The organism is Nocardia gamkensis NBRC 108242 (assembly GCF_001612985.1).
Lineage (GTDB): Bacteria > Actinomycetota > Actinomycetes > Mycobacteriales > Mycobacteriaceae > Nocardia > Nocardia gamkensis.
On record NZ_BDBM01000003.1, the window covers coordinates 314577 to 339799 of the forward strand.

Here is a 25223-nt window from a genome sequence, read left to right on the forward strand (position 1 = left end):
GGTGAGTGGGCAAACAGGCAGGCTGCACGCTTGCCGGCGCACGTGGTGGTCGACGGCCCCGACGACGTGGCGGCACCAGGTCGCCGCGCCGATGGTGGACATCCGCGCCGCGCACCGAACGGGTGCGACGCCGGGTGACCGAGACCCGGCCCACATACCAGGCCACCATTGGCGCGCCGTGATCCTCGTCTCCTGTGCCGACTACACCGGAGGCGTGCCGCACGGAGGAACCGGCGTCCGCGCTGGTGCGATGGGCCGGGCAGACGTCGATGGCGCCTTCGGTCGCGGCGCGCGGCGGTCACCGTCGACTCGCGTAGGCCACTCGCTCGGGCGATACTGTGCACGACTCGAAAACAACTGTCCGCCTTGGTAAGCCAACGCAGTCTGTCAGCCGGATGGGTGATGCCCGGGAGGCATGGCAGTGTTGGTGTGGTGCGTTGTGGCGATGATCGTCGCCGTCCTGTTGGGCACAGCGGCAACGGCGATGGTGTGGGATCCGCGCGGCCGTCGCCGCGCGGCCGTCACCGCGCCGATTCCGGCGCGGGCGACCGCGGAGTCCGCGGTGCCGAGCGCGGGAGATTGGCCGCGCACGCGCTGAACGGAACACGGCGCTGATCCGGAACACCGGATCGGCGCCGTCCGCGCGTTCGGGCGATCAGGCGGCGAAGCGGTGTTCACGCGGCCGGGTCACAACAGCAGGAAGCGGCCGAGGCGGTGTCCCGCCTCGGCCGCCACCTCGGTCACCCGTCAGCTGACGGAGACGCTGCCGCCCTTGGGCAGGTAGCCGATCTTCTCCACCGGCAGCTCGCCGACCACGGAGCCGGTGCAGTCCCGGCCGGAGTACAGCGTGACGGCACGATCGGTGCTGTTGACGACGGTGATCTGGAACGTGGTGTAGAAGGTGCCGTCGGTGTTCAAGCAGCCCACCGGATCCGCGTGCAGCTCACCGTTGATCGACAGCGTTCCGACCGCGGCCTGCGCCGTCCCCGCCGACAGCATGGCCGCGGCCCCCGCCAGGGCCAGCGCACCGACAAACCCAGCAGTACGAATCATTCGTGCCTCCAGTTCTTTTCGATGTCGACCAACCCCGAAGCCGACGTCTCGTGAAAATGCGCCTGTGATTCTGTCACGAGTTCCAGCGGGACGGAACCGTGCTGGTCGAGACGCCGGGAGACACGACATCGCCCGGGCGGGCGCAGGTAGCACCCGGCCGAGCGTTTCCGCGATCAGGCGGCGGCGTGCGCGGCGCCGACCGCCGCGGTGTCCTTGCGAACCCCGAACGCCACGATGATCTCCATGATGCCGAGAATGATCAGCCACACCCCCGCCAGAACGGCGAGCGTGGCCACCGACCGCACCGGCCAGACGATCAGCACGACGCCGGCGGCCGCGGTCACGACGCCGAAGAACACCTGCCACCAGCGCCCCGGCATCCCGGGTTCGGAGATCGCGGCTACCAGCAGCGCGATCCCGCGGAACAGCCAGCCGATGCCGATCCACAACCCGAGCAGCAGGATCGAGGCCAGTTCGTCGCGGAAGCAGAAGACGCCGACCACGATGGACAGCACCCCGATGACGAACGACAGCACCCGCAGGCCGGCGCCGCCCGGCGCTCCGAAAGCCGCGATCAGCTGCAGGAAACCGGTGACCACGAGGTAGACGCCGAAAATGATGCCTGCCGCCAGCAGAGTGATGTCCGGCCAGGCCAGGATCAGGATGCCGAGGATCACCGCCAGAATGCCGGTGAGCAGAATGGTTTGCCACGCACGGCGGGCAAGAGACTGCAGGGGACCCTCTACCACGCTGTTTGTCGTCATACCTTGATGCTATAGCTCGCTCCCTACGTTTCCTGGCTATTTGCCGAGGGGGCCGCAACATGCTGGATAGGCCGGTACCGCGGCGTTGCCCGGAGTTCACGTTTCGCCGCCCTGGCGGTCGGGTAGTCATCCCTAAGTGACTCTTCGTTGGCGCCCCCGGGGGTGAACGGGTGGGTCGGGGTTCGGTGAGACTCGGGTGGCTAGGAGAAGAGGGTGGCGGTTCTGCTCGTGTTGCAGGCGCGTGGGCTGGGTGACCTACTCACCGCGGTCCCGGCTCTACGCGCACTGCGCCGGGCCAAACCGCACGATCGCATCGTTTTGGCGGCCCCGCAGCGACTGAAGCCGATCGTCGATCTGATCGCCTCGGTCGACGCGCTGGCGCCCACCACCGATCCGGGCAACCTTCGCTGGGACGCGCCTCCCCCCGAGTTGGCGGTCAACCTGCACGGCGCGAGCGCCGAAAGCATCGTCGCGCTGTCCAAGACCCGGCCCGGACGCATCCTCTCCTTTCGCAACGCCGCGTTCCCCGAGCTGTCCGGCCCGGAATGGGAGCCCGACATGCACGAGGTGGACCGCTGGTGTCATCTGCTGGAATACGGCGGCATCGGAGCGGATCGCCGCAATCTCGGACTGGTTCCACCGGTGTCGACGACCAGCCGCCGCGACTGCGTGGTCGTGCACGTCGGCGCGGGCGCACCGGCCCGCCGCTGGCCGCCTGATCGTTTCGCCGCGGTGGTCCGGCACCTGTTGATGCTCGGGCGCGAAGTGGTCATCACCGGCGACGAGTACGAACGCCAGCTCGCGCTGGGCATCGCCGCCCGGGCGGGGCTGCCCGTCGGCCGGGTACTCGCCGGAGAGCAGAACCTCATCGATCTGGCCGCCACCGTCGCCGAGGCCGCCCTGGTGATCTGCGGGGACACCGGGGTCGTAGGCCTGGCCACGGCGTTCGGCACCCGCACCGTGCTGCTGTTCGGCCCCACCCCGCCCCGGCGGGCCGGTCCGCCCGCGCACCTGCTCGGCCGGCACGCGGTGCTGTGGACCGGCCACGTCGGCGACCCGGACGCCGACACCCCCGACCCGGGTCTGCTGCAGATCGGGGTCACCGAAGTGATCAATGCCGTCGACAAGCAGTTGAGCAAGCGCAACTGGCCCGGCACGGGCTCCGACCGCCGTAAGGCGGCCTATCGGCGCGTCGGCTGACCGCCGCCGCCCCGACGCCATTCGGGGAGCCGATCGCGGCGCCCGGTTCCTCCGCGGTCAGGCTTCCGCCGTCGCGGCGGTTCTGAGCGCCGCGGAATAGGAAGCGAGCGCACTCGGCCAGAACTGCTCCAGGTAGTCGCGGGCGTCGGCGAGGCCGCGTGGATCCAGCGAATACAGCCGCCGGTTGCCTTCCGGCCGCATCATGACCAACCGCGCGTCGCGCAGCACACGCAGATGCTGGGAGACCGCCGAACTGGTCACACCGACTTCGTGCGCGAGTTCACCGACCGAGCGCGCGGCCTGCGGCAAGGCCTCGAAGATCGCGCGGCGGGTCGGGTCCGCGAGCGCGGTCAAGGCCTGAACTCCATTAGTCGCCACTCACACAGTGTGGGCGTCCGGCGTTTCACCGGTCAACTCCTGGGAAAGGCGTCATATCCCCAGCTCGCGCGAGTAACGACCGCATGTCGTTACCTCGCCGTGACCGTCGAGCTGGGCTTTTACCGCCGGTGATGGTTGCCACAAGATAGCGGACCGGTGCGCCAGCTACCGTACGTTCGACTCCATGCCCGTGACCTTTCCGTTACCGATCCGTCGCGGCGTGACCCGATTACGCCGCGACCGCACCCTCACCCGAGTGGTCGCCGCCTCCGCGGTCGTCACCGCCTCCTTCGGCATCATCGCCGCTGCACAGCAGGACTCGGACACCGACGCGTCCGCCCGGCTCGTCGCCGGGAAGATCGCGTCGGGCGAGATCCGGCCGGCCGAGGGCACAGCGCAGTTCGCCCTCTTCACCCCGCCCGACAACCCCGCGCCGCAGGCTGCGCCCGTGCCCTGGGATCCGAACCGCGCCGCGCAGGAGTTCACCCGCCCGAAGACCGTCCGCCCGGTCGCCGGTGTGCTCACCTCGAATTTCGGCGCTCGCTGGGGCGCGATGCACGCCGGCCTGGATTTCGGTGACCCGCTCGGCGCGCCGATCGCCACGGTCACCGACGGCGTCGTGATCGAGGCAGGCCCCGCTTCCGGCTTCGGTCTGTGGGTGCGCGTGCAACAGGACGACGGCACCGTCGGCGTCTACGGCCACGTCAACGACATCCTCGTCGACGTCGGCCAGCCGGTCCGCGCGGGCGACGTCATCGCGACGGTCGGCAACCGGGGCAACTCCACCGGCCCGCACCTGCACTACGAAGTCCATCTGCCCGACGGCGTGAAGATCGATCCGCAGCCCTGGCTGGCCGAGCGCGGCATCAACGTCGGGCATGCACCCGAGGACTGATCCCGATCCTTCTCGCGGGACATGAGGGCTCGCGAATGAACTCGGCGACAGTGCCGTCGCCCGCGACGGGCCGCGAACGCAACGACGCGTTCGCGGCCCGACTTTTTTCTCTCGCCCTCGAGACCCGCTGCGGCACTTGGTTCCGCCGCCCCTGCGGTAGCGACCGCGAGAGCGACCCGGTACCGAAGTACTAGACGCGAATAGCGCCGCGGCGGGACGCCACACAGCGTGCGCGATTCCTACTTTCGGTCCATGTCCACAACACGTTTCGTCGCCGTGGCCCAGGACGGGTCGCCAGCGCCGCGGTCGGTCCCGAGCACGAAGGCGGCGATGGGCGCGCGGCTGCATCGACCACTGCTCGGCACGGTGGCCGCGATGGCCGCGCTCGTCCTGTTCTCCCTCGCGGCGATGGCGGTCGACGACCGCGAACTGCTCGGCGAGTCGGTCTGGCTCAAGCCGATGAAGTTCGGCCTCGCGTTCTTCCTCTACAGCCTCACCCTGGCGTGGCTGCTGTCGTTGCCGCACAAGGGGAGCCGCGCCACCTGGTGGCTCGGCACGGTGTTCGCGGTGACCGGGTTCATCGACGTCGGCTTCATCGTATTGCAGGCGGCCCGCGGCACATTCAGCCACTTCAACACCGAGGACGACCCGGTGAACTCGATCGGTCAGGTGGTCTTCGCCTCCGGCGTGCCCGGCCTGTTCCTCGCCAACCTGCTCATCGTGCTGATCCTGGCCTGGCAGCGGTTGGTGGACCGCCCGACGGCACGGGCCATCCACGCAGGCCTGGCGCTGGCCGTCGTCGGCATGGCGCTGGGCTACCTGATGGGTTTCACCGGAAAGCAGCTCGTGCGCGACAGTGCCGGGCGGATCGTCGAATTGGCCGCCGGGCACACGGTCGTCGCCGATCCGGGCGCTCTCGCGCCGCGCGACGCCATGGGCGGCATGCCGATCACGCACTGGAGCACCGTCGGTGGTGACCTGCGCGTTCCGCACTTCGTCGGGCTGCACGGCATCCAGGTGCTGCTGGTGGTGGCCGTCACCCTCGCCTGGCTCGCGCCGCGCTACCGCTGGCTGCGTACGGAACGCGCCCGCGCGGCCGTCGTGGGTGTGCTCGCGGCCGGATACGCCGGTCTGCTGGCCCTGGTCTTCTGGCAGGCGATGCGCGCTCAGTCCCTGGCCCACCCGGACCTGGCCACCTGGCTCGCGGCAGGCGGGCTCGTCGCGACCGTCGGAGCACTGCTCGGTGCGGTGTACCTCCGCCACCGTGACCCCGGAGCCGCGCACCGCCGCACGACAGCGGGACCGGTCAGCGCAGACGTTCCGCCTCACGGGTGAGCGCGACCAGAGTCCGGCCGAGCACGGCCAGCTCCTCGGGCGTCGCACCCTCCCCGATGGCGGTGGCGACGTCCTCGGCGGCGCAGCGGGCCGCGAACCAGCGATCGGCCAGGTCGGCGGCCTCCTGGGCACTGAGCACAACCGCGTCGTCGGGAATTCCGGTTCCCTTCAAGCTGTTGCGGTGTTCGTAGGCGCGTTGGCGACAGGACTGGCGGCAGTACCGGCGACGACGGCCGGCCTCCGATTCCACGATCTCCCGCCCACACCACTGGCAGGACAAGCGGCGCGACATGACGCAGAACACTAATCGCTCGCCACCCGCGATCCGCTCAGCGACCCCCGCCGCGAATCACCCGGCATCGGGCGTGGCGAGGCCTGCGCGACGCGGGCACTACAATGGAACGGTTCACCGCGGCCGCGTCGGGAACTATCGGCGCAGGCCCGATCGTTGTACGTAAGGTCCGGCGGGTGCCCCCGCGCACTCGTGCGGACACGGTCGCAGCGCACGAAGACTCGAGCACACAGGGAGAGGCACACCATGGCAGATCGCGTACTCCGAGGCAGTCGGCTCGGAGCGGTGAGCTACGAGACCGATCGCGACCACGACCTGGCTCCGCGTCGGATCGCCCGGTACCGGACCGACAACGGCGAGGAATTCGACGTTCCCTTCGCCGACGACGCCGAGATCCCGCCGACCTGGCTGTGCCGCAACGGCCAGGAGGGCGTGCTGATCGAGGGCACCAGCCAGGAGGCCAAGAAGGTCAAGCCGCCGCGCACGCACTGGGACATGCTGCTGGAGCGCCGCAGCAAGGAGGAGCTCGAGGAGTTGCTCAAGGAGCGCCTCGAACTGCTCAAGACCCGCCGCCGCGCCTGACGGTCCGCGCTTCACGGAAAACGGCCGCCGCATCGTCGGATGCGGCGGCCGTTCGTGTCTCGCACGCCGGTCAGCGACTGGCCACCTTGCGGTAGCGCAGCAGCGCCAGCGGCACGGCGACCACGAGGATCGCCACCGAGCAGGCCACCGCGTATTCGACGCAGTGGTCGGCGGCCCAGCCGGTGGGCGGGACGAACGTGGGCGGCGAGTCGTTGTCGAACAGCTTGCGTCCCGCCGCCGAGACCGCGGTGATCGGATTCCACTCGGCGATCGTGCGCAGCGGGCCGGGCAGCGTCTCGGCCGAGATGAACGCCGAGGAGATGAACGTCAGCGGGAACAGCCAGATCAGCCCGGCGCTCTGTGCCACCTCGACGGTCGGTGACAGCAAGCCGGTCAGCGCGCCGATCCAGGACATCGCGAACGCGAACAGCAGGATCACCGCGAACGCCAGCACGGCATCGGCGACGCTGCCGTGGATGCGCCAGCCCACCACGTACCCGCATCCGACCATCACCGCTAGGCTCAGGATGTTCACCACGAGGTCCGACAGCGTGCGGCCCATCAGCACGGCCAGCCGCGACATCGGCAGCGCCCGCATCCGGTCGATGATGCCCTTCTGTAGGTCCCCGGCCAGTCCGACCGTGGTGAACGCGGCGTTGAACGCGACCGTCTGGGTGAAGATGCCCGCGAGCAGAAATTCCCGGTACTGGCCCCCGCCCAGTGAGGCGCCGAAGATGTAGGCGAACAGGAACACGAACATCAGCGGCTGGATCGTCGCGGTCACCAGCAGCGTGGGCACGCGCAGGATGGTCAGCAGATTGCGGTGGGCCACGATCGCGCTGTCCCGGAACAGCCGCAGGCGCGGAGCGGAATTCGGCTGCGCGGCGGCTTTTCTCGGCTCCGGCTCCGCCTTCGGGTTGGCCTCCCCCACCATTGCCGTGCTCACGACATGATCTCCTCTTGTACGTCGTCGGTCTCCGGTTCCGTGGCGGGCGCGCTTCCCGGTTTGCCGGTGAGGGAAAGGAATACGTCGTCGAGGCTCGGCCGGTGCACATTCGCGTCGACCACGCAGACACCCGCGTCGTCGAGCCTGCGCAGTGCCTCCACCATGGTGCGCGAACCGTCGCCGACCACCACCGACACCTCGTCGGAGCCCGCCTCGTGGCCGGGCTCGCCGACGCCGATCTGCGCCAGTACGACCAGCGCGGGCTCGGCGGCCTGCCCGGCGGCCAGAGTGACGGTGAGGCGGTCGCCACCGATCGAGGTCTTCAGCTCGTCGGCCGAGCCGCGGGCGATGACCCGCCCGTGGTCGATGACGGTGATGCGGTCGGCCAGCAGGTCGGCCTCTTCGAGATACTGCGTGGTGAGCAGCACCGTGGTCCCGTCGTCGACGAGCTCGCCGATCACCCGCCACATGTCCAGCCTGCCGCGCGGGTCCAGACCGGTGGTCGGCTCGTCCAGCACCACCACGGCGGGCCGGGCGACCAGCGCACCGGCGAGGTCGAGCCGCCGGGCCATGCCACCGGAGTAGGTTCCGGCCCTGCGGTGCGCGGCGTAGTCGAGCCCGAGGACGCCGAGCAGTTCGGTGGCCCGCGCCGACGCCTGGCGCTGGGACATCCCGTACAGCCGGGCCACCATGCGCAGGTTCTCGTAGCCGGACAGGTTGCCGTCGACGGCGGCGTACTGGCCGGACAGGCCGATCCGTTTGCGCGCCGCCGCGGGATCGCGCAGCACGTCGATCCCCGCTACCCGCACCGACCCGGCGGACGGTTTCAGCAGCGTGGTGACGATCCGCACGGTCGTCGTCTTACCCGCGCCGTTCGGGCCGAGCAGGCCCATGACGGTACCGGTGGGGATTCGTAGGTCGACCTCGTCCAGCACGCGGACCCGGCCGTAGTTCTTCACCAGACCGGTTACCTCCACCGCGAAGCTCACCTGGGCGCCTCCTTCGTCTCCAGCCACCTCCGCAGCACCGGCCCGATCACCGCCAGCGCGTCCGGGGTGGTCATCGCGGAGTGCGCGCAGCGCAGCTCGTGGTCATGGACGGCACCGGTGACGTGCGGCTGCCAGGCGTCGGCGCGCCGGTCGGGGTCGTTCCGGTTGACCGGGTCGTCGCCCGCGGTGAAGAACAGCAAATCGCCGTCGAACGGCCGGGGCCGGAAACTGTGCGCGAGCACGGTGCCGTTCTCGTAGCCCGCGTAGAGCCGCTCCAGATGTTCCACGGTCAGCGCCGCGAACGGCCCGGACCGGGCGCGCAGCAATTCGGCCGCGTCCCGCAGACTCATGTCCGGATCGATCTCGCCATCGAGGTCGTCGTTGCCGAATTCTCCGACGATCTCGGCGACGCTCGGGGTCGCGTGCGCGAGCAATTCGTCCGACAGCCGGTAGCTGTCCATCATCGACAGCAAGGCGACCTCCTCGCCCGCCTCTTGCAGCTGCACCGCCATCTCGTGGGCGATCAGCCCGCCGAGCGACCAGCCGAGCAAGTGGTAGGGGCCCTCCGGTTGGATCTGCTTGATCGCGGCCACGTAGTGACCGGCGGCCTCGGAGATCGACTCGTAGCTGTCCTCCCCCGCGACGTGCGGAGCCTGCAAGCCGTAGACCGGCCGGTCCGCAGGCAGGTGCGCGAGCAACCCCGAGTAGCACCATGCCAATCCGATCGCCGGATGCACGCAGAACAGCGGCGCCTGACTCGCCGCGGTGCTCGGCCGGATCGGCAGCACCGGCGCGAGCATCGCCGCCACGGCGCTGCCCGAGGACGCGTCCGCCCCGTCCAGCCGCGCCGCGATCGCCGCGGGCGTCGCGTCGCCGAACATCAACTGCACCGGCAGATCGATGCCCGTCTCCCGCACATGCGCGACCACTTTCGTGGCCAGCAGCGAGTTGCCGCCGAGTTCGAAGAAGCCGTCGTCGACGCCCACCGACTCCACACCGAGTACCTCGGCGAAGGCCGCGCACAGCGCCTCCTCCGCGGGGGTGGACGGTGCGCGGTAGCCCTCGCCCGCGGTGAACACCGGCTCCGGCAGCTTCGCGCGATCCAGCTTGCCCACCGGGCTGAGCGGCACCTCGTCGAGCAACATGATCGACTGCGGGACCATGTAGTTCGGCACCAATCCGGTCAGGTGCGCGGTCAACTCGGCCGCGGTGAGCGTCACCCCGTCGCGTGGCTTCACATACGACACCAGCGCGGTCGCGCCGGCCGGGGTGCGATGCCCGATGGTGGTCGAGAACGCCACCTCGCCATGGCGGGCGAGCGCGGCGTCGACCTCCCCGAGTTCGATGCGGAAGCCGCGGATCTTGACCTGATGGTCGGTGCGGCCGACGTACTCGATCTCCGGCGCGGCATCCACCGCCGCCCCGTGGTCGCGCGACCCTGCCCACCAGCGCACCAGATCGCCGGTACGGTACATCCGCTCCCCCGGCTTGCCGAACGGATTGGCGACGAACCGCTGTGCGGTCAATCCCGGACGGTTCAGGTAGCCGCGGGCCAGCGCGTCACCGGCCAGGTGCAGTTCACCGGTCACCCCGAGCGGAGCCGGATGCAGCCGCGCGTCCAGGATCGCCGCGTTCACGCCACGGATGGGCCCGCCTATGGTGATCGGCTCGCCGGGTGTCATCGGCTGGGAGATGACCGTGACGATGGTGGTCTCGGTGGGGCCGTAGACGTTGTACAGGCTGCGGCCGGGCGCCCACCTGGTCACCAGGTCCGGCGGCAGCGCTTCACCGCCGACCAGCACGTGCTGCAACTCGGGCAGCCCAGTGGGGTCGACCGTGCCGAGAGCGGAGGTGGTGATGAACGCGTGGGTGATCCGTTCCGCGGCGAACACCTGCCGCAGATCGTCGCCGCCGACCACGCCGCCGGGCGTGATCACCAGGGCCGCCGCGCCGCCGAGGGACAGCAGCAGATCGAGCATCGCGGCGTCGAAGCTCGGGGTGGCGAAGTGCAGTACGCGGCATCCCGGCTGGACGTCGAACCGGTGGGCGGTCTCGGCGGCGAAGTTCGACAATCCGCCGTGCGTGACCATCACGCCCTTCGGTGTGCCGGTGGAGCCGGAGGTGTAGATCACGTACGCCGGGTTGTCGATTCGCAGGGGAGCGAGGCGCTCGGTGTCGGCGATCGGCGCGTCCGGCGCGTCGAGCACCCGCGCGCGGAAGGCCGGATCGTCGAGCACGATCCACTCCGTGCCCTCGGGCAGCTCGCCGCGGTAACCCGCCAGCGTGATACCCAGCGCAGCACCGGAATCCGACAGCATGTGCGTGATGCGCTGCTGCGGGTACAACGGGTCGACCGGTACGAACGCCGCCCCGGCCTTGGCCACCGCGAGCACCGTCGCCACCGATTCGATCGATCGCGGGATACCGAGTGCCACCAGGGTTTCCGGGCCGACGCCACGGGCGATGAGCACCCGCGCCAGCCGGTTGGTCCAGCGATCCAGGGCGTCGTAGGTCACCTCGGTACCGTCGGAGACCAGGGCGACGGCGGCGCGATCGACGCTCGCGGCCTGCTCGAAGACCTCGGGGAAGGTGATCGGCCGGTCCGGTTTCCCTCCGCGTACCGGAGCCAGCCCCGACCACTCGGCGGGGTCGAGCAGCTCCAGATCGCCCACCGGGGTGGTCGGGTTCGCGGCGATCGCGGCGAGCAGCCGGGCGAGGCGCTTGCCGAGCCGCTGGGCGGTCGGCTCGTCGAACAGATCCCGCGCGTAGTTCACCGACACCGTGATGCCGGCCGGATCGCGGTGCGCGGTCTGCGTTTCGGTCAGGGTGAACTGGAGATCGAACTTCGCGATCCCGGTGTCGATGTCGGCGGCCTCGATGCGCATCCCCGGCAGGTCCAGTCCGCCGACCGGCTCGTTGCGGACCGAGAGCATCACCTGGAACATCGGATGGTGTGCCTGGGACCTGGCCGGATTGAGCACCTCCACCAGACGCTCGAACGGCAGGTCCGCGTGGGCGAAGGCGTCCAGGTCGGTTTCGCGCACCGCGTGCAGCAAGTCGGTGAACCGGGCGCCCGGGTCGATCCGTGTGCGCAGCACGAGCGTGTTGACGAACATGCCGACCAGCCGGTCCAGCGCGGGATGACCGCGGCCCGCGATCGGGGTGCCGACGGTGATGTCGTCGGTGGTGGTCATCCGGTGCAGCAGCACCGCGAGCGCGGCGTGCAGGACCATGAACAGGCTGACGTTGTTGCTCCCCGCGATCGTCTGCAACTCGCGGTGGGTGACCGGGTCCACCGCGCACTCCACCGTGCCGCCCCGGTAGGACGGAGCGGGCGGTCGCGGGCGGTCGGCGGGCACGGTCAGCAACTCGGGGATGCCGTCCAGGGCCTCCCGCCAGTAGGCCAGCTGCGCGTTGACCGCCGAGTCCGGGTCGTCCTCGCTGCCGAGCACGTCCTGCTGCCACAGTGTGTAGTCGGCGTACTGCACCTCCGGCTCCGGCAAGTCCGGCGCGCCGCCGCCGCAGGACGCGCGATAGGCCACCGCGACGTCGGCGGCCATCGGCTCGAGCGACCAGCCGTCCATCGCGATGTGGTGCACGACCACGACGAGAACATGCTGCGCCGGTTCGTCGGCGCCGGTCGGCACCGAGATCAGCGCCGCGCGGATCGGCACGGTGGTGGCCAGATCGAAGCCCGGTGCGACGAAACGCCGTACGGCGGTCTCGATCTCCTCCGGATGCGCGGTCATCCGCGCCAGCGGGATCGCCGCCTCGGCCGGGTCGAGCACGACCTGGGCGGGTGCGCCGTCGGTCTCCGGGAACACCGTGCGCAGGGTTTCGTGCCTGATCTGTACCCCACGCAGCGCCGAGACCAGCGCGCCGACATCCAGATCGCCGGTCATGCGCAGCACGAGCGGGATGTTGTAGGCGCCCGCCGACTGTCCCCCGCTCGATCCGCCCGCGTTGAACCGGTTGAGGAACCACAGCCGCCGCTGCGCGGCCGACAGCGGTATGCGCTCCGGGCGTTCCCTGCGCACCAGCGCGGGGCGGTCCGCGTCGGACGCGGCACCCGTGTCCAGCAGCTCGGCGAGTTCGGCGACCGTCGGCGTGGCGAACACGGCGCGCACGGCGAGCCGCACGTTCGTCGCGGCGGCCAGCCGCGCGACGAGCTGGGTCGCCAGCAACGAGTTACCGCCGATGTCGAAGAAGTTGTCGTCGGCGTGCACGCCCTCGGCCCCGATCAACTCGCCCATCACAGCGGCGACCAAGCGCTCCGCGTCGGTCCGGGGCGCACGACCGGTCGAATCGCCGACGGACTGCGGCTCGGGCAGTGCGCTGACGTCCAGCTTCCCGACGGGGGTGAGCGGGATGGTGTCCAGCACGGTGACACCGGAGGGCACCATGTGCGTGGGCAGCCTGCGCGCGACGAAGGCGCGCAGCGCTTCGGTGTCCACCCCGGCCGCGCGGTCGGCGGGCTGGACGAAGGCGATGATCCGGTCGGCGCCCGCGATGCGGCGCACCTCGGTGTGCGCGAATCGCACCGACGGGTGTTCGCCGAGCGCGGCGGTGATCTCGCCGAGTTCGACACGGAAACCGCGCAGCTTCACCTGGTGGTCGCTTCGCCCGAGGTAGACCAGCTCGCCCGAGGCGTTCCAGCGCACTACGTCGCCGGTCCGGTACATCCTGGCGCCGGCGGGGCCGTGCGGATCGGCCACGAAACGCGTCGCGGTGAGGCCGAATCGGTCGAAGTACCCGCGCGCGACGCCATGCCCCGAGAGGTACAACTCGCCGGGGACGCCGACCGGTACCGGGCGCAGCCGTTCGTCGAGCACCGATGCCCGGGCGCCCCGCACCAGGGTGCCGATGGTGATCGGATCACCGACGCGCATCGGGCCGGAGATGGTGATGACCACCGTGGTCTCGGTGGGCCCGTACACATCGCACATCACCCGCCCCGGCGCCCACCGCGACACCAGGTCCGGCGCCACCGCCTCGCCGCCGACCATGAGCGCCCGCATATGCGGCAGCGGCCAGCGTTCGTGGTCGATCGTGGCCAGTGCGGCCGGGGTCATGAAGCCGTGCGAGACGCGCTCGCGTTCCATCAGCGCGGCCAGCTCGTCACCGCCGTAGATGTCGGTCGGGCAGATCACCATCGCCGCGCCCGCCCCCAGTGCGATCAGCAGGTCCAGGATCGCCGCGTCGAAACTCGGCGTCGCGAAGTGCAGTGTGCGGGAATGCTCGTCGATGCCGATGCGGTCGCGGATCTCGTCGGCCAGGTTGGCCAGGCCGCTGTGGGTCACCGCGACGCCCTTCGGCGTTCCGGTCGACCCCGAGGTGTAGATCAGATAGGCCAGATCGGCCACCTGGATGGTGCGCGAACGCTCGTGGTCGTGGATCGGCGCGTCGTCGTGGCCTTCGAGTTCGGCGGCGAACTCGGGGCGGTCCAGCAGCAACCACTCGATGCCGCGCCCCGCCGGGGCGCCCTCGCGCAGGTGCTCCACATGCGCGGTGATCGCGACGCCGGTCGCGCAACCGGAGTCGGCGAGCATGTGCCGGATGCGGTCGGCGGGGTACTTCGGGTCGACCGGGACGAACGCCGCGCCGGACTTCGCCGCCGCCAGCATCGTCACCACCGAGTCGATCGAGCGGATGAGCCCGAGCGCCACCCGCGTCCCCGGCCCGAGACCGCGCGCGATCAGCGCGCGCGCCAGGCGATTCGAGCGCCGGTCGAGCTCGGCATAGGTGAGTGACGTCGTGCCCGCGCACAGCGCAGTGTGGTGTGGATACCGCTGCGCGGTCGCGGTGAAGTACTCGGCCAGCGTGCACGGCGGGACCGCCGGGCCGCCCCGCGCGGGGGCGAGGGTGCGGCGCTCGTGGTCGGTGCGCGCGTCGACGTCGCGGATCAGCACGCGCGGGTCGTCGGTGACGGCGGTGAGCACGCGCAAGAATCGGTCCGCCAGCGTCTCGATCGTCATCGCGTCGAAAAGCTCTGCGGCGTAGACGAATTCGAAAACGCTGTCCGCCTCGCCCGCGATGGACCCCGGTCGGCCGGTGTCGTTCGCGACGCGCAGCTCCAGATCGAACTTCGCGGACGCGATGTCCAGCGGCTCCGCGCGCAGTGCGAGACCGGGCAGTTCCAGCGTCGGCGCCGGACCGTCCTGCACGCTCAGCGCGACCTGGAACAGCGGGTGCCTGCCCGAGGAGCGGGCTTCGGCGCCGAATTCGTCCACGATGCGCTCGAACGGGATGTCGGCATGCGCCAGCGCGGCCAGCTCGGTGTCCCGATCCGCGCGCAGCAGGTCGGTGAAGCTGCGGTCCGGATCCACGTCGGAGCGCAGCACCAACGTGTTCACGAACATGCCGACCAATCGGTCGAGCTTGGTGTCGGTGCGCCCCGCCACGGGGGTGCCGATCACGATGTCGCGACCACCGGTGACGCAGCGCAACAGCACCGCGAAGGCCGAACGCAGCACCATGAACTTGCTGACGCCGCGCTCGCGGGCCAGCGCGGCGAGCTCGCGCTGCACCTGTTCCGGCACCGTGAAACGCACCGTCCCGGCCTGCTGGGTCGGTTCGGCGGGCCGCGGCCGGTCATAGGGCAGCGGCAGCTGATCGGGGAGGTCGGCCAGCGCGGTGCGCCAGTACTCCAGTTGGGTCGCCGCGGCGCTGTCCGGATCGCTCTCCTCACCGAGGCAGGCACGCTGCCAGAGTCCGAAGTCGGCGTACTGCACCGGAAGCGGCGTCCACGACGGCGCCTCGCCCTCGTGCCGTGCCGCGTAGGCGGCGGCCAGGTCCCCGGTCAGCGGGCCGAGCGACCAGCCGTCGGCCGCGATGTGGTGCAGCACGACACCGAGCAGGTAGCGCTCGGGCGAGGTGCGCAGCAGCGACAGCCGCAGGGGCGGCTCACCGGTGAGGTCGAACCCGGTGTGCGCCAGCGCTTCCAGCGCGGCCTTCGCGCCGGAGTCGTCGATGTCGGTGACCGCCACCTCCGGCAGTGCGCGCTCGACCGGCAGAACCACCTGCTGGGCGCCTTCGGCGTCCTCCGGGAAGACGGTGCGCAGCACCTCGTGCCGCCGCAGCACATCGGCGAGCGCTTCGCGCAGTGCGGGCACGTCGAGATCACCGGCGACGCGGATCACGAAAGCGATGTTGTAGGCACTCGATTCGGGCGCGAATCGGTTGAGGAACCACAAACGCTGCTGCGGCAGCGACAATGGAATACGTCCCGGACGCGGTGTCCGCACCGCCAGCGCCGGCCGCTGCGTCCGGGGCGCTCGGTCCAGTTGCCCGGCGATCCCGGCGACCGTGGGCGCCTCGAAGATCGACCGCACCGGCAGCTCCACACCGAACTCCGCGTGCAGCGCGGCGGCGAGCCGGGTGGCCAGCAGCGAGTTGCCGCCGAGATCGAAGAAGCTGTCCTCGGCTCCGAGGACCGGGCGTCCGAGCACCCCGCCGAACACCCCTGCCACGCCCAGCTCCAGCGCGGTGCTCGGGGGCCGGGAGGTTCCCGCGGCCGCGAACACCGGCGCGGGCAACGCCTTTCGATCCAGCTTGCCCGCGGGGGTGACCGGGATCTCGTCGAGCACCGCCACCGAGGCGGGCACCATGTAGCCGGGCAGCTGCCTGCGCGCGGTCTCCAGCACGGCCCGCGTCTCGACCGGCCGGTCGGCCGTGACATACGACGCCAGCCGTACCTGACCTTGCTCGTCGGTGTGCACCACGGTGAGCGCGAACCGGATGCCGGGATGCAGGCGCAGCACGTTGTCGATCTCGCGCAGTTCGATGCGGAAGCCGCGGATCTTGATCTGGTCGTCCGCGCGTCCGAGGAACCGCAGCTGCCCCGTCCGCTCCACGACGACCAGATCGCCGGTGCGGTACATCCGCTCCCCGCGCCTGCCGTGCGGGTTGGCCACGAACCGCTGCGCGGTCAGGGCGAAACGTCCGTGGTAGCCGCGGGCGACGCCGGGGCCCGACACGTACAACTCGCCCGGCGTGCCCGGCGGCACCGGGTGCAAACGGTTGTCCAGCACGAACAGTCGCATGCCGCGGACGGGCGAACCGAGCGGCACCGGGCGGCCCGGCTCCATCGGCCCACTCGCGGTCGCCGCGACGGTGGCCTCCGAGGGACCGTACATGTTGTGCATGCGATGCCCGGCGGTCCAGGTCTCGACGAGCTCCTCCGAGCAGGCGTCACCGCCGACGATGACCGTCTCCAGCTCGTCGAGGCCCTCGTTCGGCACGGTGGCCAGCGCGGCGGGTGTGACGAAGGCGTGGGTGACCCGCTCATCGCGCAGCAGTGTGGCCAGCTCGGCGCCGCCGTACATGCCCGAGGGGGCGATCACCATAGTGGCGCCCGCGGCGAAGCCGAGCAGCATCTCCAGCACCGAGGCGTCGAAACTGGGCGAGGAGAAGTGCAGCGTACGCGCCGCGTCCGAGATGCCGAACAGGTAGTTCTGCTCGGCGGCGAGGGACGCGATGCCCGCGTGGGTCACCACGACCGCTTTCGGCATGCCGGTGGACCCGGAGGTGTAGATGAGGTAGGCCGGGTGGCTCACCCGCATCGGGTGGTGGCGCTCGTCGTCGGTGATCGGGTCCGCCGGGCGGCCCGACGACTCCGCGGTCAGTTCGCCGGAGCCCAGGACCAGCCAGTCGGCCTGACCCTTGCGGTGCTTGCCCCGTGAGGGCCAGGCGGGCAGGGCCGCCAGGCAATCGGGGTCGGTCAGGCCGAGCATCGCGCCGGAGTCACCGATCATGTGCGCGATGCGCTCACTCGGGTAGTTCGGGTCGACGGGCACATAGGCCGCACCGGTTTTGGCGACGGCCCAGATCGCGGTGATCGCGTCGAGACCGCGCGGCAGCGCGATCGCGACGACCGTCTCGGGCCCGGCGCCGTGCTGGATGAGGGCGCGCGCCAGCGTGTTCGAGCGCTCGTCGAGTTCGCGGTAGGTGGTGTCGGCGCCGAGGTAGCGCACCGCCACCGCGTCCGGCAGCCGGCGCGCGGTGGCGGTGAGCAAGGTGGCCAAGGTGATCGGCGGCTCGGCCGGCGCGCCCGCGATGGGCACGAGGTTCTCGGTTTCCCTGCGGTCCAGGATCGGCAGGTCGCCCACCGGAAGCTCCGGGGCCGCCACGCCGCCCGCCAGCACCGCGATGAACCGGCGGGCGAACGACTGCACCGTGGATTGGTCGAAAACATCGATGGTGTAGCCGAATTCGGCCGACAGCGGGCCGTCGCCCGAGTCGTCGTGGACGACCAGTTGCAGATCGAACTTGGCGACGTCCGAAGCGATCGGCAGCACTTCGGCGCGCACCCCGGGCAGATCGATCCGCAGGTCCGGCGCGTGGTCGTAGGACAGCATCACCTGGAACAACGGGTGCCGCGACGGGGAACGCTCCGGGTTGACCACCTCGACAAGCCGCTCGAACGGCACGTCGGCGTTGGCGAAGGCGTTGAGATCGGTCTCGCGCACCACGTCGAGCATGCGGTCGAATCCGACCGCCGGGTCGACCGCGGTGCGCAGGACGAGGGTGTTGACGAACATGCCGACCAGGTCGTCGAGCGCCGGATCGGAGCGGCCCGCGATCGGGGTGCCGATCGCGATGTCCTCGCTCGCGCACAGCCGCGACAGCAACGTCGCCAGCGCCGCGTGCAGCACCATGAACATGCTCACGCCCCGGCTGGCCGCGAGTTCGATCGCGCCCCGGCGGATCTCGGCCGGGATGGCGAACTCGACCCGGCCGCCGACGGTCGATCTGCGTAGCGGGCGCGGGCGATCCAGCGGCAGGTCGAGCTGCTCGGGCAGGCCGGCCAGCGCCGAGCGCCAGTGGGTGAGCTGCCTGCTGAGCGCGCTGCCCGGGTCCGACTCGTCGCCGAGCAGTTCGCGCTGCCAGAGCGCGAAATCGGCATACTGCACCGGCAGTTGGGTCCACTGCGGCGCGACACCGTTCGCGCGCGCGGCCACCGCCGTCATCAGGTCCTTGGCCAGCGGTGCGATGGACCACCCGTCACCGCAGATGTGATGCAGCACGATGAGGAAGACGTGCCGCTGCGGACCGGTGCGGTAGAGCGCCACCCGGATCGGGGCCTGGCGGCGCAGATCGAAGCCGTACCCGGCGAATTCGGTCGCCAGCTCCGCCACATCGGATTCGGCCGCATCGATCGGGTCGAGCGTCAGCGGGATCGCCTCGGCCTGGTGGATCAGCTGGTAGGGCCCGTCCGGCGACTCCGGGAAGGTGGTGCGCAGGCTCTCGTGCCGTTCGATGACGTCCACCAGGCCCGCCCGCAGTGCGGCCACATCCAGCGGTCCCTCCACCGCCACCGCCAGCGGCATGTTGTACGCGGCGGCATGCTCGGAGAACCGGTTCAGGATCCACAGCCGCTGCTGCGCCTGCGACAGCGGGATCCGCTCCGGTCGTTCGGCGGGCGCCAGCCGCGGCGAGGAGACGTCGGCGGTCTGCGTGGCGAAGCGACGGGTGAGCGCGTCGATCGTCGCGGCCTCGAACAGATCCCGGATGGTCAGCGCGGTGCCGAGCGCGGCGTTGATCCTGGACACCGCCCGCGCGGCGATGAGCGAGTTGCCGCCCAGATCGAAGAAGTTGTCCTCGACGCCGACCTCGGTGCCGAGCACCTCGGCGAAGATGCCCGCGAGGACCCGCTCCACCTCGGTACGCGGCTCGGCGATCGGCCGGATCGACCGCACGCTCGGCGCGGGAGCGGGCAGCGCTTTGCGATCGATCTTGCCGTTGGCGCTCAGCGGCAGCTCGTCGAGTTCCATCAGCGCGGAGGGCACCATGTACCCGGGCAGTGTGTGCCGCAGCGCGGTCAGCAGCGCCGCCGTGTCCAGCGGAGCGTCGTCGTCCTCGTGCTTCGCCGCGACCACATAGGCGACCAGCTCGTCACCGGTGCGTCCGGTGTGCGCCACGCACACCGCGCGAGCCACCTTCGGGTCGTCGAGCAGTGCGGCCTCGATCTCGCCGAGCTCGATGCGCAGGCCACGGATCTTGACCTGGAAGTCGCTGCGGCCCAGGTATTCCAGCACACCGGGCTCGCCGCCGGAGCGGCCGATCTGCCAGCGCGCCAGGTCACCGGTGCGGTACATCCTGGCACCCGGGGTGAACGGATCGGCCACGAAGCGGTCCGCGGTCAGCCACGGTTGCCTCAGGTAGCCGCGGGCCAGCTGGACGCCGGCGAGATACAGTTCGCCGACCACGCCGGGCGGGACGGGCTGCAACCGGTCGTCCAGCACATAGGTCTCGGTGTTCCACACCGGCGAGCCGATCGGCACGACGCTCGCGTCGGGCGGGCACGCCCAGTAGGTGACGTCCACGGCGGCCTCGGTCGGGCCGTACAGATTGTGCAGTTCGGCGGCCGGTAACGCCGCGTAGAACTCCCGCACGGTGGCGGCGGGCAGCGCTTCACCGCTGCAGAACACCCGGTGCAGGCAGGCGCAGCCGCTCAGATCGGCCTCGGTGACGAACACCGATAGCATGGACGGCACGAAATGCGCTGTCGTGATTCTTTTTTCGGAGATCATCCGGGCGAGGTACGCCGGGTCGCGGTGCCCGTCCGGGGCGGCAATCACCAATCGAGCGCCGATCTGCAAGGGCCAGAAGAACTCCCACACCGAGACGTCGAAGGTGGCGGGGGTCTTCTGTAGCACCGCGTCACCGGGGGTGAGCGGATACTCGTGCTGCATCCAGCGCAGCCGGTTGACGATCGCGGCATGAGTTACGCCGACACCCTTGGGTTTTCCGGTGGATCCCGAGGTGAAGATGACGTAGGCGAGGTGATCGGGACGCAGTGTGCCCCTGCGGTCGGCGTCGGTGATCGGCGCGTCGTCGAATCCGGAGACCCGGGCGGTGTCGATCTCCAGCCGGGTGACGGTCGCGGGCAGTTCGACATCGTCGCGGGCCGCCGTGAGCACGCACAGCGGTTCGGCCTGACGCACGATCTGCCCGATCCGCTCGGCCGGATGCTCGGTGTCCAGCGGCAGGTACGCCGCACCCGCCTTGACGATGGCGTACATGCCGACCACCAGGTCGAGGCTGCGGCGCAGGCACAGACCGACCGTCGTATCGGGTCCGGCGCCGCGCGCGATCAGCAGTCTGGCCAGGCGGTTGGCGCGGGCGTCGAGTTCGGCGTAGGTCAGCGCCTCGGCACCGAATTCGAGCGCGACCGCGTCCGGATCCGACGCGACGCGCTCGGCGAAGAGGCTCGCGAGCGTGCCGTCTTGCCGGGGCGCCGTGGTGGCGTTCCAGCCGTGCAGGACCTGTTCCCGCTCGGCATGCGTGATCGCGCCGAGGGACTCGGCGGCCGACAGCGGATCGGCGGCCAGGAACCGGCCGAGGAAGTCCAGGTAGCGCGCATGGTGCACGCTCACTTCCGCCTCGCCGTAGAGGCGGGGGTTGGCTTCGAAGTCGACGTGCAGGCGGCCGCCCGCGCCGTTGTAGACGTTGACCGAGAGATCCTCCACCGGGCCGGTGGCCAGCACGTGCATGGAACCGACCAGGCTGCCGAAACGCAGTTCGTCGTGGAACAGCATCAGGTTGACCATCGGGCCGAAGAATCCGCGCGCGTCACGGGAGTAGCCGCTGTCGCGCCGGATGTCGTCGTGGCGGTAGCGCTGATGACGTAAGGCGCCGGTGATCTGCAACTCGGCCGCCTTCACCAGGTCACCGATCGTGGTCGCCTCGTCGAATCGCAGCCGGATCGGCACGACGTTGGAGATCACGCCCGCCGAGCGGCGCAGCGACACCGTGGTGCGCGCCGACACCGGCAGGCTCAGGACCACGTCCGAGTTGCCCGTCACCGACCGCACGTACGCGGCCAGCGCGGCGACGAACACCGCCGAGTCGGTGGTGTTCCACGCGCTGGTCGCCGCCTCGATCGCGGCATGGTGGTCCTCGCCCAGCACGGCGGTGGCCAGCCTGCGGCCCGCGTCATGGGTGATGGTGCCGAGGCGGGCGCCACCCAGGCTCACCGGCTCGCCCACGCCCGACAGCTGCCCGAGCCAGTACTCGCGATCGTTCTGGAAACGGCTGGAGTCGTGGTAGCGCGCCTCGTCGGCGTAGATCTCGGCCAGGGAGGTCGCCCTGGAGGCGACCGGCTCGGTCCGATTCTCCAGCGCGGTGTAGATCTCCGCCGTGCGGGTGAGCGCGTTCATCGCGCCGTAGCCGTCGATGACGATGTGATGGGCGAACGAGTACCAGAGGTAGTCGGAGTCTCCGATCCGCAGAACCGCGTTGGAGGTCAGCGGGTCGCGTTCCAGATCGATGGGCGAACTCGTGTGCTCGTGCATCCAGCGCAGCGCCGCCGCGTACGGATCGGCCTCGCCACGCAGGTCGATGCGGACCCAGCCCGGCCGGTGCACCGGGTCCACGATCTGATACGGAGTGCCATCTATCTCCACCATGCGAACTTGACCCACCTGGGTCTCCGCACCGAATCGCTCGATCGCGTACAGCAGCCGACCCTCGTCCAAGTCGCCGTGTATCTCGACGTACTGGGAGATCGTCAACGGTACGTCGGGGCGAATGCGCTGCGCGTACCAGAGGGCAGTCTGTGCGGGTGACAGAGCAAACGGTTGTGCAGAGAATTCGCCGGATGAACATTGGTCGACGCGATCCGTGGCCAATGAACTCATCAATCACTCCGTTCTGCCGCTGTTGACGCAACTCCCCGAGCACCACCCCAGCAAGCGCGCGCGCCAGCTGTAGGACGTGATCCACGCCCTATGATTCGGAGCGTCGCATCAACCGGATTGCCGACGTTTTGGATTTGTGTCACATCCAACGTCCTTGGCAGAAGGCCACTTTGGTTGGTTACATTTCCGCAAACATTGCGACTCAACTAGGTCGATCCGAAGCAAAACGGGCCCTGACCAGACCATTCGATGGTACCCCGAGGAGCGCCTACGTTGTCTGGCGAACAGTGCGCAACTTAATTACGCACCTTCACTTCCGGGACAATGGGGGCAAGAACATACCGAATGTTCGGTTAACGTCCGGTCGGCGGGGAAAAATTTAGCGTTCGCCGACAAGACCGGGCGTCGGCCGGGCCCTGCGCGCAGCTCGCCGCCGAGCGACCGCGGCCAGCGCGGCGGCAGCGGTCAGAATAACGAAAATCCGCTCCGGCGCAGGCCCTATTCGCGTTGCGAGAGTGGTGTCGCCACGCAACGGAAGCTCCGCGACCAAAGCGGCGGGCACGAATAACGCGGTTTCCTGCCGGATAGTGCCGTCGGCGCTGATAATGGCGCTCACCCCCGAAGTGGCCGCGACGACCAGCGCTCGGCCGTGCTCGACGGCACGGATGCGAGACATGGCCAGTTGCTGATAAGTCATCTCGCTGTCGCCGAAGGTCGCGTTGTTCGTCGGCACGGTGAGCAACTGCGCACCCGCGCGCAGCGCGTCCTCGAACGACCGGTCGAAGGCCACTTCATAGCACGTCGCGACACCGATGTCGATACCCGCCGCGTGCACAACTCCGTCACCATTTCCCGGAACGAAATATCCGGCCCGATCGGCGTATTCGGAGAAAAGCCGGAAAAAACTCCGCATCGGCAGGTATTCCCCGAAGGGCTGGATGATCTTCTTGTCGTGGCGCTCACCCGGGCCGGCCGCACCGTTCCAGACCATCACCGAGTTGGTCGTCGTCCGGTCCTGGTTGATCAGCACGGCACCGACCAGGATGGGCGCGCCGATCCGCTCGGAGGCCGCGGTGATCAGGGCGGCGGCGTCGGTATTGCGCAGCGGATCGATGTCGGAGGAGTTCTCCGGCCAGATCACCACATCGGGGCGTGGCGCGCGGCCTGCCGCCACCTCGTCGGCCAGTTCTTCGGTGCGCCGGACGTGGTTGTCCAGCACGGCCCGCCGTTGCGCGTTGAAGTCCAGCCCCAGGCGCGGCACGCTGCCCTGGATCGCCGCTACGGTGACCGTTCGGACGCCGACGTCCGGATCGGGCAGCGCGGATCGCAGCAGCAAACCGGTGAGCGGCATGACGAGCAAGGCGAAAATAACCGCGGCGTATCCGAGTCGCGTCGCGGGCCAACGCGCGGCGCCCGGTCCGAGCGGACCGGTCTCGTCAGCGCCGGTTTCGCGCCTGCCTGCGGGGGTAAGCGAGGACTGGAGCAGCGCGACCGACGCCGCCGTAGCGGTTCCGGTGAGCGCCACCGCGAACCCGACCAGCGGGGCGCCACCGACCGCTGCCAGCGACAGGAACCAACCGTCGGCCTGACCGAACGCCAAACGCCCCCACGGGAACCCGCCGAACGGGAAGCTGGATCTACCCCATTCGGCCGCCGTCCATGCCGATGCCACCCACAGCGGCCAGCCGGGCAACGTACCGACGAGCCGGCCGAGCAGGCCGAAGACGCCCAGGTACAGCGCGCAGGCGAGGGACAGCGCCAGCCACGGCAGCGGCCCGACGTAAATGCCGGTCCACGGCAGCAGCGGCACGAAAAACGCCAGTCCGGCCAGGAATCCGTAGCCGAAGCCCGCCCGCAGCCGACCGTCGCCGCGTACGGCGAAGGTGAGTATCGCGACGCCGAGCGGCGCGAGAAACCACCACGGCCTGGGCGGAAAACTGCCGAACAGCAGCAGTCCCGCGACGATCGCCGCCACCGAGCGCGCCGTCACCGGATGCCCGCGTAACACCGCGGACATCTGCCGCCCCGTCCCGAGCGCTCGCTCTCGCACCATCACGCGGCCACTGCCCGCCATCGGACCGGCGAGCGCCGGTCAGCCGCCGACCGCCGTTGGACCGACCGGCACGAAGCCGGACGCACCCCACCGAAGGATCGCCGCTCGGCAAACTCCGACCGACGAGATGATGTGGCGTTCGTCACACGAAAAGTCAAGGCCGCCACAAGCAGCCCGGCCGGGCTCCCCTCGGCGCACCGGTCGGACCGAGTCGGACCGGCGGCGATCTCACGCCGCACGACCGGCTCGACCCGAGCGCGGCGCAGAACTACGCGAGCCACGACCGTATCCGGGTAGTCGGGCGTCCACCTGAGAATCGTCACCCGCCACCGAATCGTTAACCGCCGCTGCCACGATGTCGGCTTCCTGGTCGCACTCCGCCCGACAAACCGGCATTTTCCGGCCGGAACCAGCGGATCGGTAGCCCGAATTCGCGTCGGGTGAATTCTCCACTCGAACGAACGAGGCCGCTGCCGCGCAGTCCCGTCCGCGCTCGCACCGCCGCTCTTGCGCGACCCCATCAATCTGGCACTCAGTGCCATGCCGGCCCTCGTGCGGTATCGCACCGCGGCGGACAGGTGGCGGCCCGAGCGAACGCACTCCGCACGGCGGACTCCATCTTCCGTGACTGTCCTCCACGCATGCTCCGGGTTGGACGCCGGCTGCCCGGCGGTCGTCGGCTGGAGAGACGGCGTCCGCCGTTCGGCCGACCTCGAGCCGGTAGAGGGAAAGCAAGACGGGAATGTCCGGCCGAGTTCACGTACTCGAAGGCCGGGCCCCGAATGGCCGGGAGCCGTCGCGGGCTCCGCGACCGCCCGCTCATCGCGCATAGATCGTCACTCCCCGGTGCACGGTACGCAGGCACGTGGGCAGCGGTGCGTCCGGTTCGAGCGCGGGCAACCCCGGCACGCGCGACCGCGGGTCGGTGGACCAGCGCTGTACCGAATCGGCGGCCGCGGCGACGACGAGTTCACCGGTATCCCAGATCGCGTAGGAAGCGGGCGCGCCGGGTACCAGGGTGCCCGCCACCCCATCGCGGACGCCTCCCGCGCGCCAAGCGCCGCGGGTGGCCGCTGCGAACGCGGCGCGCGGGGAC

The 25223-nt window shown here is 70.1% G+C and carries 13 protein-coding genes and 1 pseudogene; 5 read left to right on the plus strand and 9 right to left on the minus strand.

Annotated elements, in window-relative coordinates; translation table 11 throughout:
* Nucleotides 1-415: 415 nt before the first annotated feature.
* A complete protein-coding gene (locus NG1_RS03000; protein ID WP_062967696.1) occupies nt 416-598 on the plus strand; it encodes a hypothetical protein in 183 nt (60 codons plus the stop codon).
* Between the two features lie 149 nt (nt 599-747).
* On the opposite strand, the gene NG1_RS03005 is transcribed toward NG1_RS03000, so the two are convergent.
* Both NG1_RS03005 and NG1_RS03010 read right to left on the minus strand, forming a co-directional pair.
* On the minus strand, nt 748-1053 hold the full coding sequence (locus NG1_RS03005) for a hypothetical protein (RefSeq protein ID WP_040871783.1): 306 nt from the start codon (nt 1051-1053) through the stop codon (nt 748-750).
* Between the two features lie 173 nt (nt 1054-1226).
* Nucleotides 1227-1817, minus strand: a complete 591-nt coding sequence (locus tag NG1_RS03010; protein ID WP_062967698.1) for an HdeD family acid-resistance protein — start codon at nt 1815-1817, stop codon at nt 1227-1229.
* Between the two features lie 213 nt (nt 1818-2030).
* On the opposite strand from NG1_RS03010, the gene NG1_RS03015 reads away from it, so the two are divergent.
* Nucleotides 2031-3017 carry a glycosyltransferase family 9 protein gene (locus NG1_RS03015; protein WP_062967701.1) on the plus strand — a complete coding sequence of 329 codons (987 nt, stop codon included), beginning with the start codon at nt 2031-2033 and terminating at the stop codon, nt 3015-3017.
* Between the two features lie 57 nt (nt 3018-3074).
* On the opposite strand, the gene NG1_RS03020 is transcribed toward NG1_RS03015, so the two are convergent.
* Nucleotides 3075-3395 carry an ArsR/SmtB family transcription factor gene (locus NG1_RS03020; RefSeq protein WP_040867126.1) on the minus strand — a complete coding sequence of 107 codons (321 nt, stop codon included), beginning with the start codon at nt 3393-3395 and terminating at the stop codon, nt 3075-3077.
* Between the two features lie 184 nt (nt 3396-3579).
* Between NG1_RS03020 and NG1_RS03025 the strand changes: the two genes are divergently transcribed.
* Together NG1_RS03025 and NG1_RS03030 are read left to right on the plus strand one after the other, a co-directional pair.
* Nucleotides 3580-4290 (plus strand): M23 family metallopeptidase, encoded by a 711-nt coding sequence (locus tag NG1_RS03025; RefSeq protein ID WP_157113832.1) that lies wholly within the window; start codon nt 3580-3582, stop codon nt 4288-4290.
* A 252-nt stretch (nt 4291-4542) separates the two neighbouring features.
* Entirely contained in the window at nt 4543-5625 is a 1083-nt protein-coding gene (locus tag NG1_RS03030) for a hypothetical protein (RefSeq protein ID WP_062967703.1), read from the plus strand.
* Here the strand turns inward: NG1_RS03030 and NG1_RS03035 are convergent.
* On the minus strand, nt 5597-5917 hold the full coding sequence (locus NG1_RS03035) for a hypothetical protein (RefSeq protein ID WP_062967705.1): 321 nt from the start codon (nt 5915-5917) through the stop codon (nt 5597-5599). The genes NG1_RS03030 and NG1_RS03035 overlap by 29 nt on opposite strands.
* A 246-nt stretch (nt 5918-6163) precedes the next feature.
* On the opposite strand from NG1_RS03035, the gene NG1_RS03040 reads away from it, so the two are divergent.
* The gene (locus NG1_RS03040; protein WP_062967707.1) at nt 6164-6499 is read left to right on the plus strand and encodes an RNA polymerase-binding protein RbpA; all 336 of its coding nucleotides are present in this window, start codon (nt 6164-6166) and stop codon (nt 6497-6499) included.
* 70 nt (nt 6500-6569) lie between these two features.
* On the opposite strand, the gene NG1_RS03045 is transcribed toward NG1_RS03040, so the two are convergent.
* The 5 genes and pseudogenes from NG1_RS03045 to NG1_RS03065 all read right to left on the minus strand — a co-directional run.
* A complete protein-coding gene (locus tag NG1_RS03045) occupies nt 6570-7352 on the minus strand; it encodes an ABC transporter permease (RefSeq protein WP_062967793.1) in 783 nt (260 codons plus the stop codon).
* An 89-nt stretch (nt 7353-7441) separates the two neighbouring features.
* Entirely contained in the window at nt 7442-8434 is a 993-nt protein-coding gene (locus NG1_RS03050) for an ATP-binding cassette domain-containing protein (RefSeq protein WP_062967709.1), read from the minus strand.
* Entirely contained in the window at nt 8431-22074 is a 13644-nt protein-coding gene (locus NG1_RS03055; RefSeq protein ID WP_084498661.1) for a non-ribosomal peptide synthetase, read from the minus strand. The genes NG1_RS03050 and NG1_RS03055 overlap by 4 nt, the downstream gene beginning before the upstream one ends.
* Before the next feature lie 379 nt (nt 22075-22453).
* Nucleotides 22454-24091 (minus strand): apolipoprotein N-acyltransferase, encoded by a 1638-nt coding sequence (lnt, locus tag NG1_RS03060; protein WP_062967796.1) that lies wholly within the window; start codon nt 24089-24091, stop codon nt 22454-22456.
* Nucleotides 24092-24946: 855 nt separating this feature from the next.
* Nucleotides 24947-25223, minus strand: a pseudogene (locus NG1_RS03065) (amidohydrolase family protein); the annotation flags it as partial.

Bases quoted from the DNA above. Each gene is read 5' to 3' on its own strand.
- NG1_RS03040 (WP_062967707.1), top strand. From the start codon at position 6,164: ATGGCAGATCGCGTACTCCGAGGCAGTCGGCTCGGAGCGGTGAGCTAC.
- NG1_RS03000 (WP_062967696.1), top strand. From the start codon at position 416: ATGGCAGTGTTGGTGTGGTGCGTTGTGGCGATGATCGTCGCCGTCCTG.
- NG1_RS03010 (WP_062967698.1), bottom strand. From the start codon at position 1,817: ATGACGACAAACAGCGTGGTAGAGGGTCCCCTGCAGTCTCTTGCCCGC.
- NG1_RS03055 (WP_084498661.1), bottom strand. From the start codon at position 22,074: ATGAGTTCATTGGCCACGGATCGCGTCGACCAATGTTCATCCGGCGAA.
- lnt (WP_062967796.1), bottom strand. From the start codon at position 24,091: ATGTCCGCGGTGTTACGCGGGCATCCGGTGACGGCGCGCTCGGTGGCG.
- NG1_RS03035 (WP_062967705.1), bottom strand. From the start codon at position 5,917: ATGTCGCGCCGCTTGTCCTGCCAGTGGTGTGGGCGGGAGATCGTGGAA.
- NG1_RS03030 (WP_062967703.1), top strand. From the start codon at position 4,543: ATGTCCACAACACGTTTCGTCGCCGTGGCCCAGGACGGGTCGCCAGCG.
- NG1_RS03025 (WP_157113832.1), top strand. From the start codon at position 3,580: ATGCCCGTGACCTTTCCGTTACCGATCCGTCGCGGCGTGACCCGATTA.
- NG1_RS03005 (WP_040871783.1), bottom strand. From the start codon at position 1,053: ATGATTCGTACTGCTGGGTTTGTCGGTGCGCTGGCCCTGGCGGGGGCC.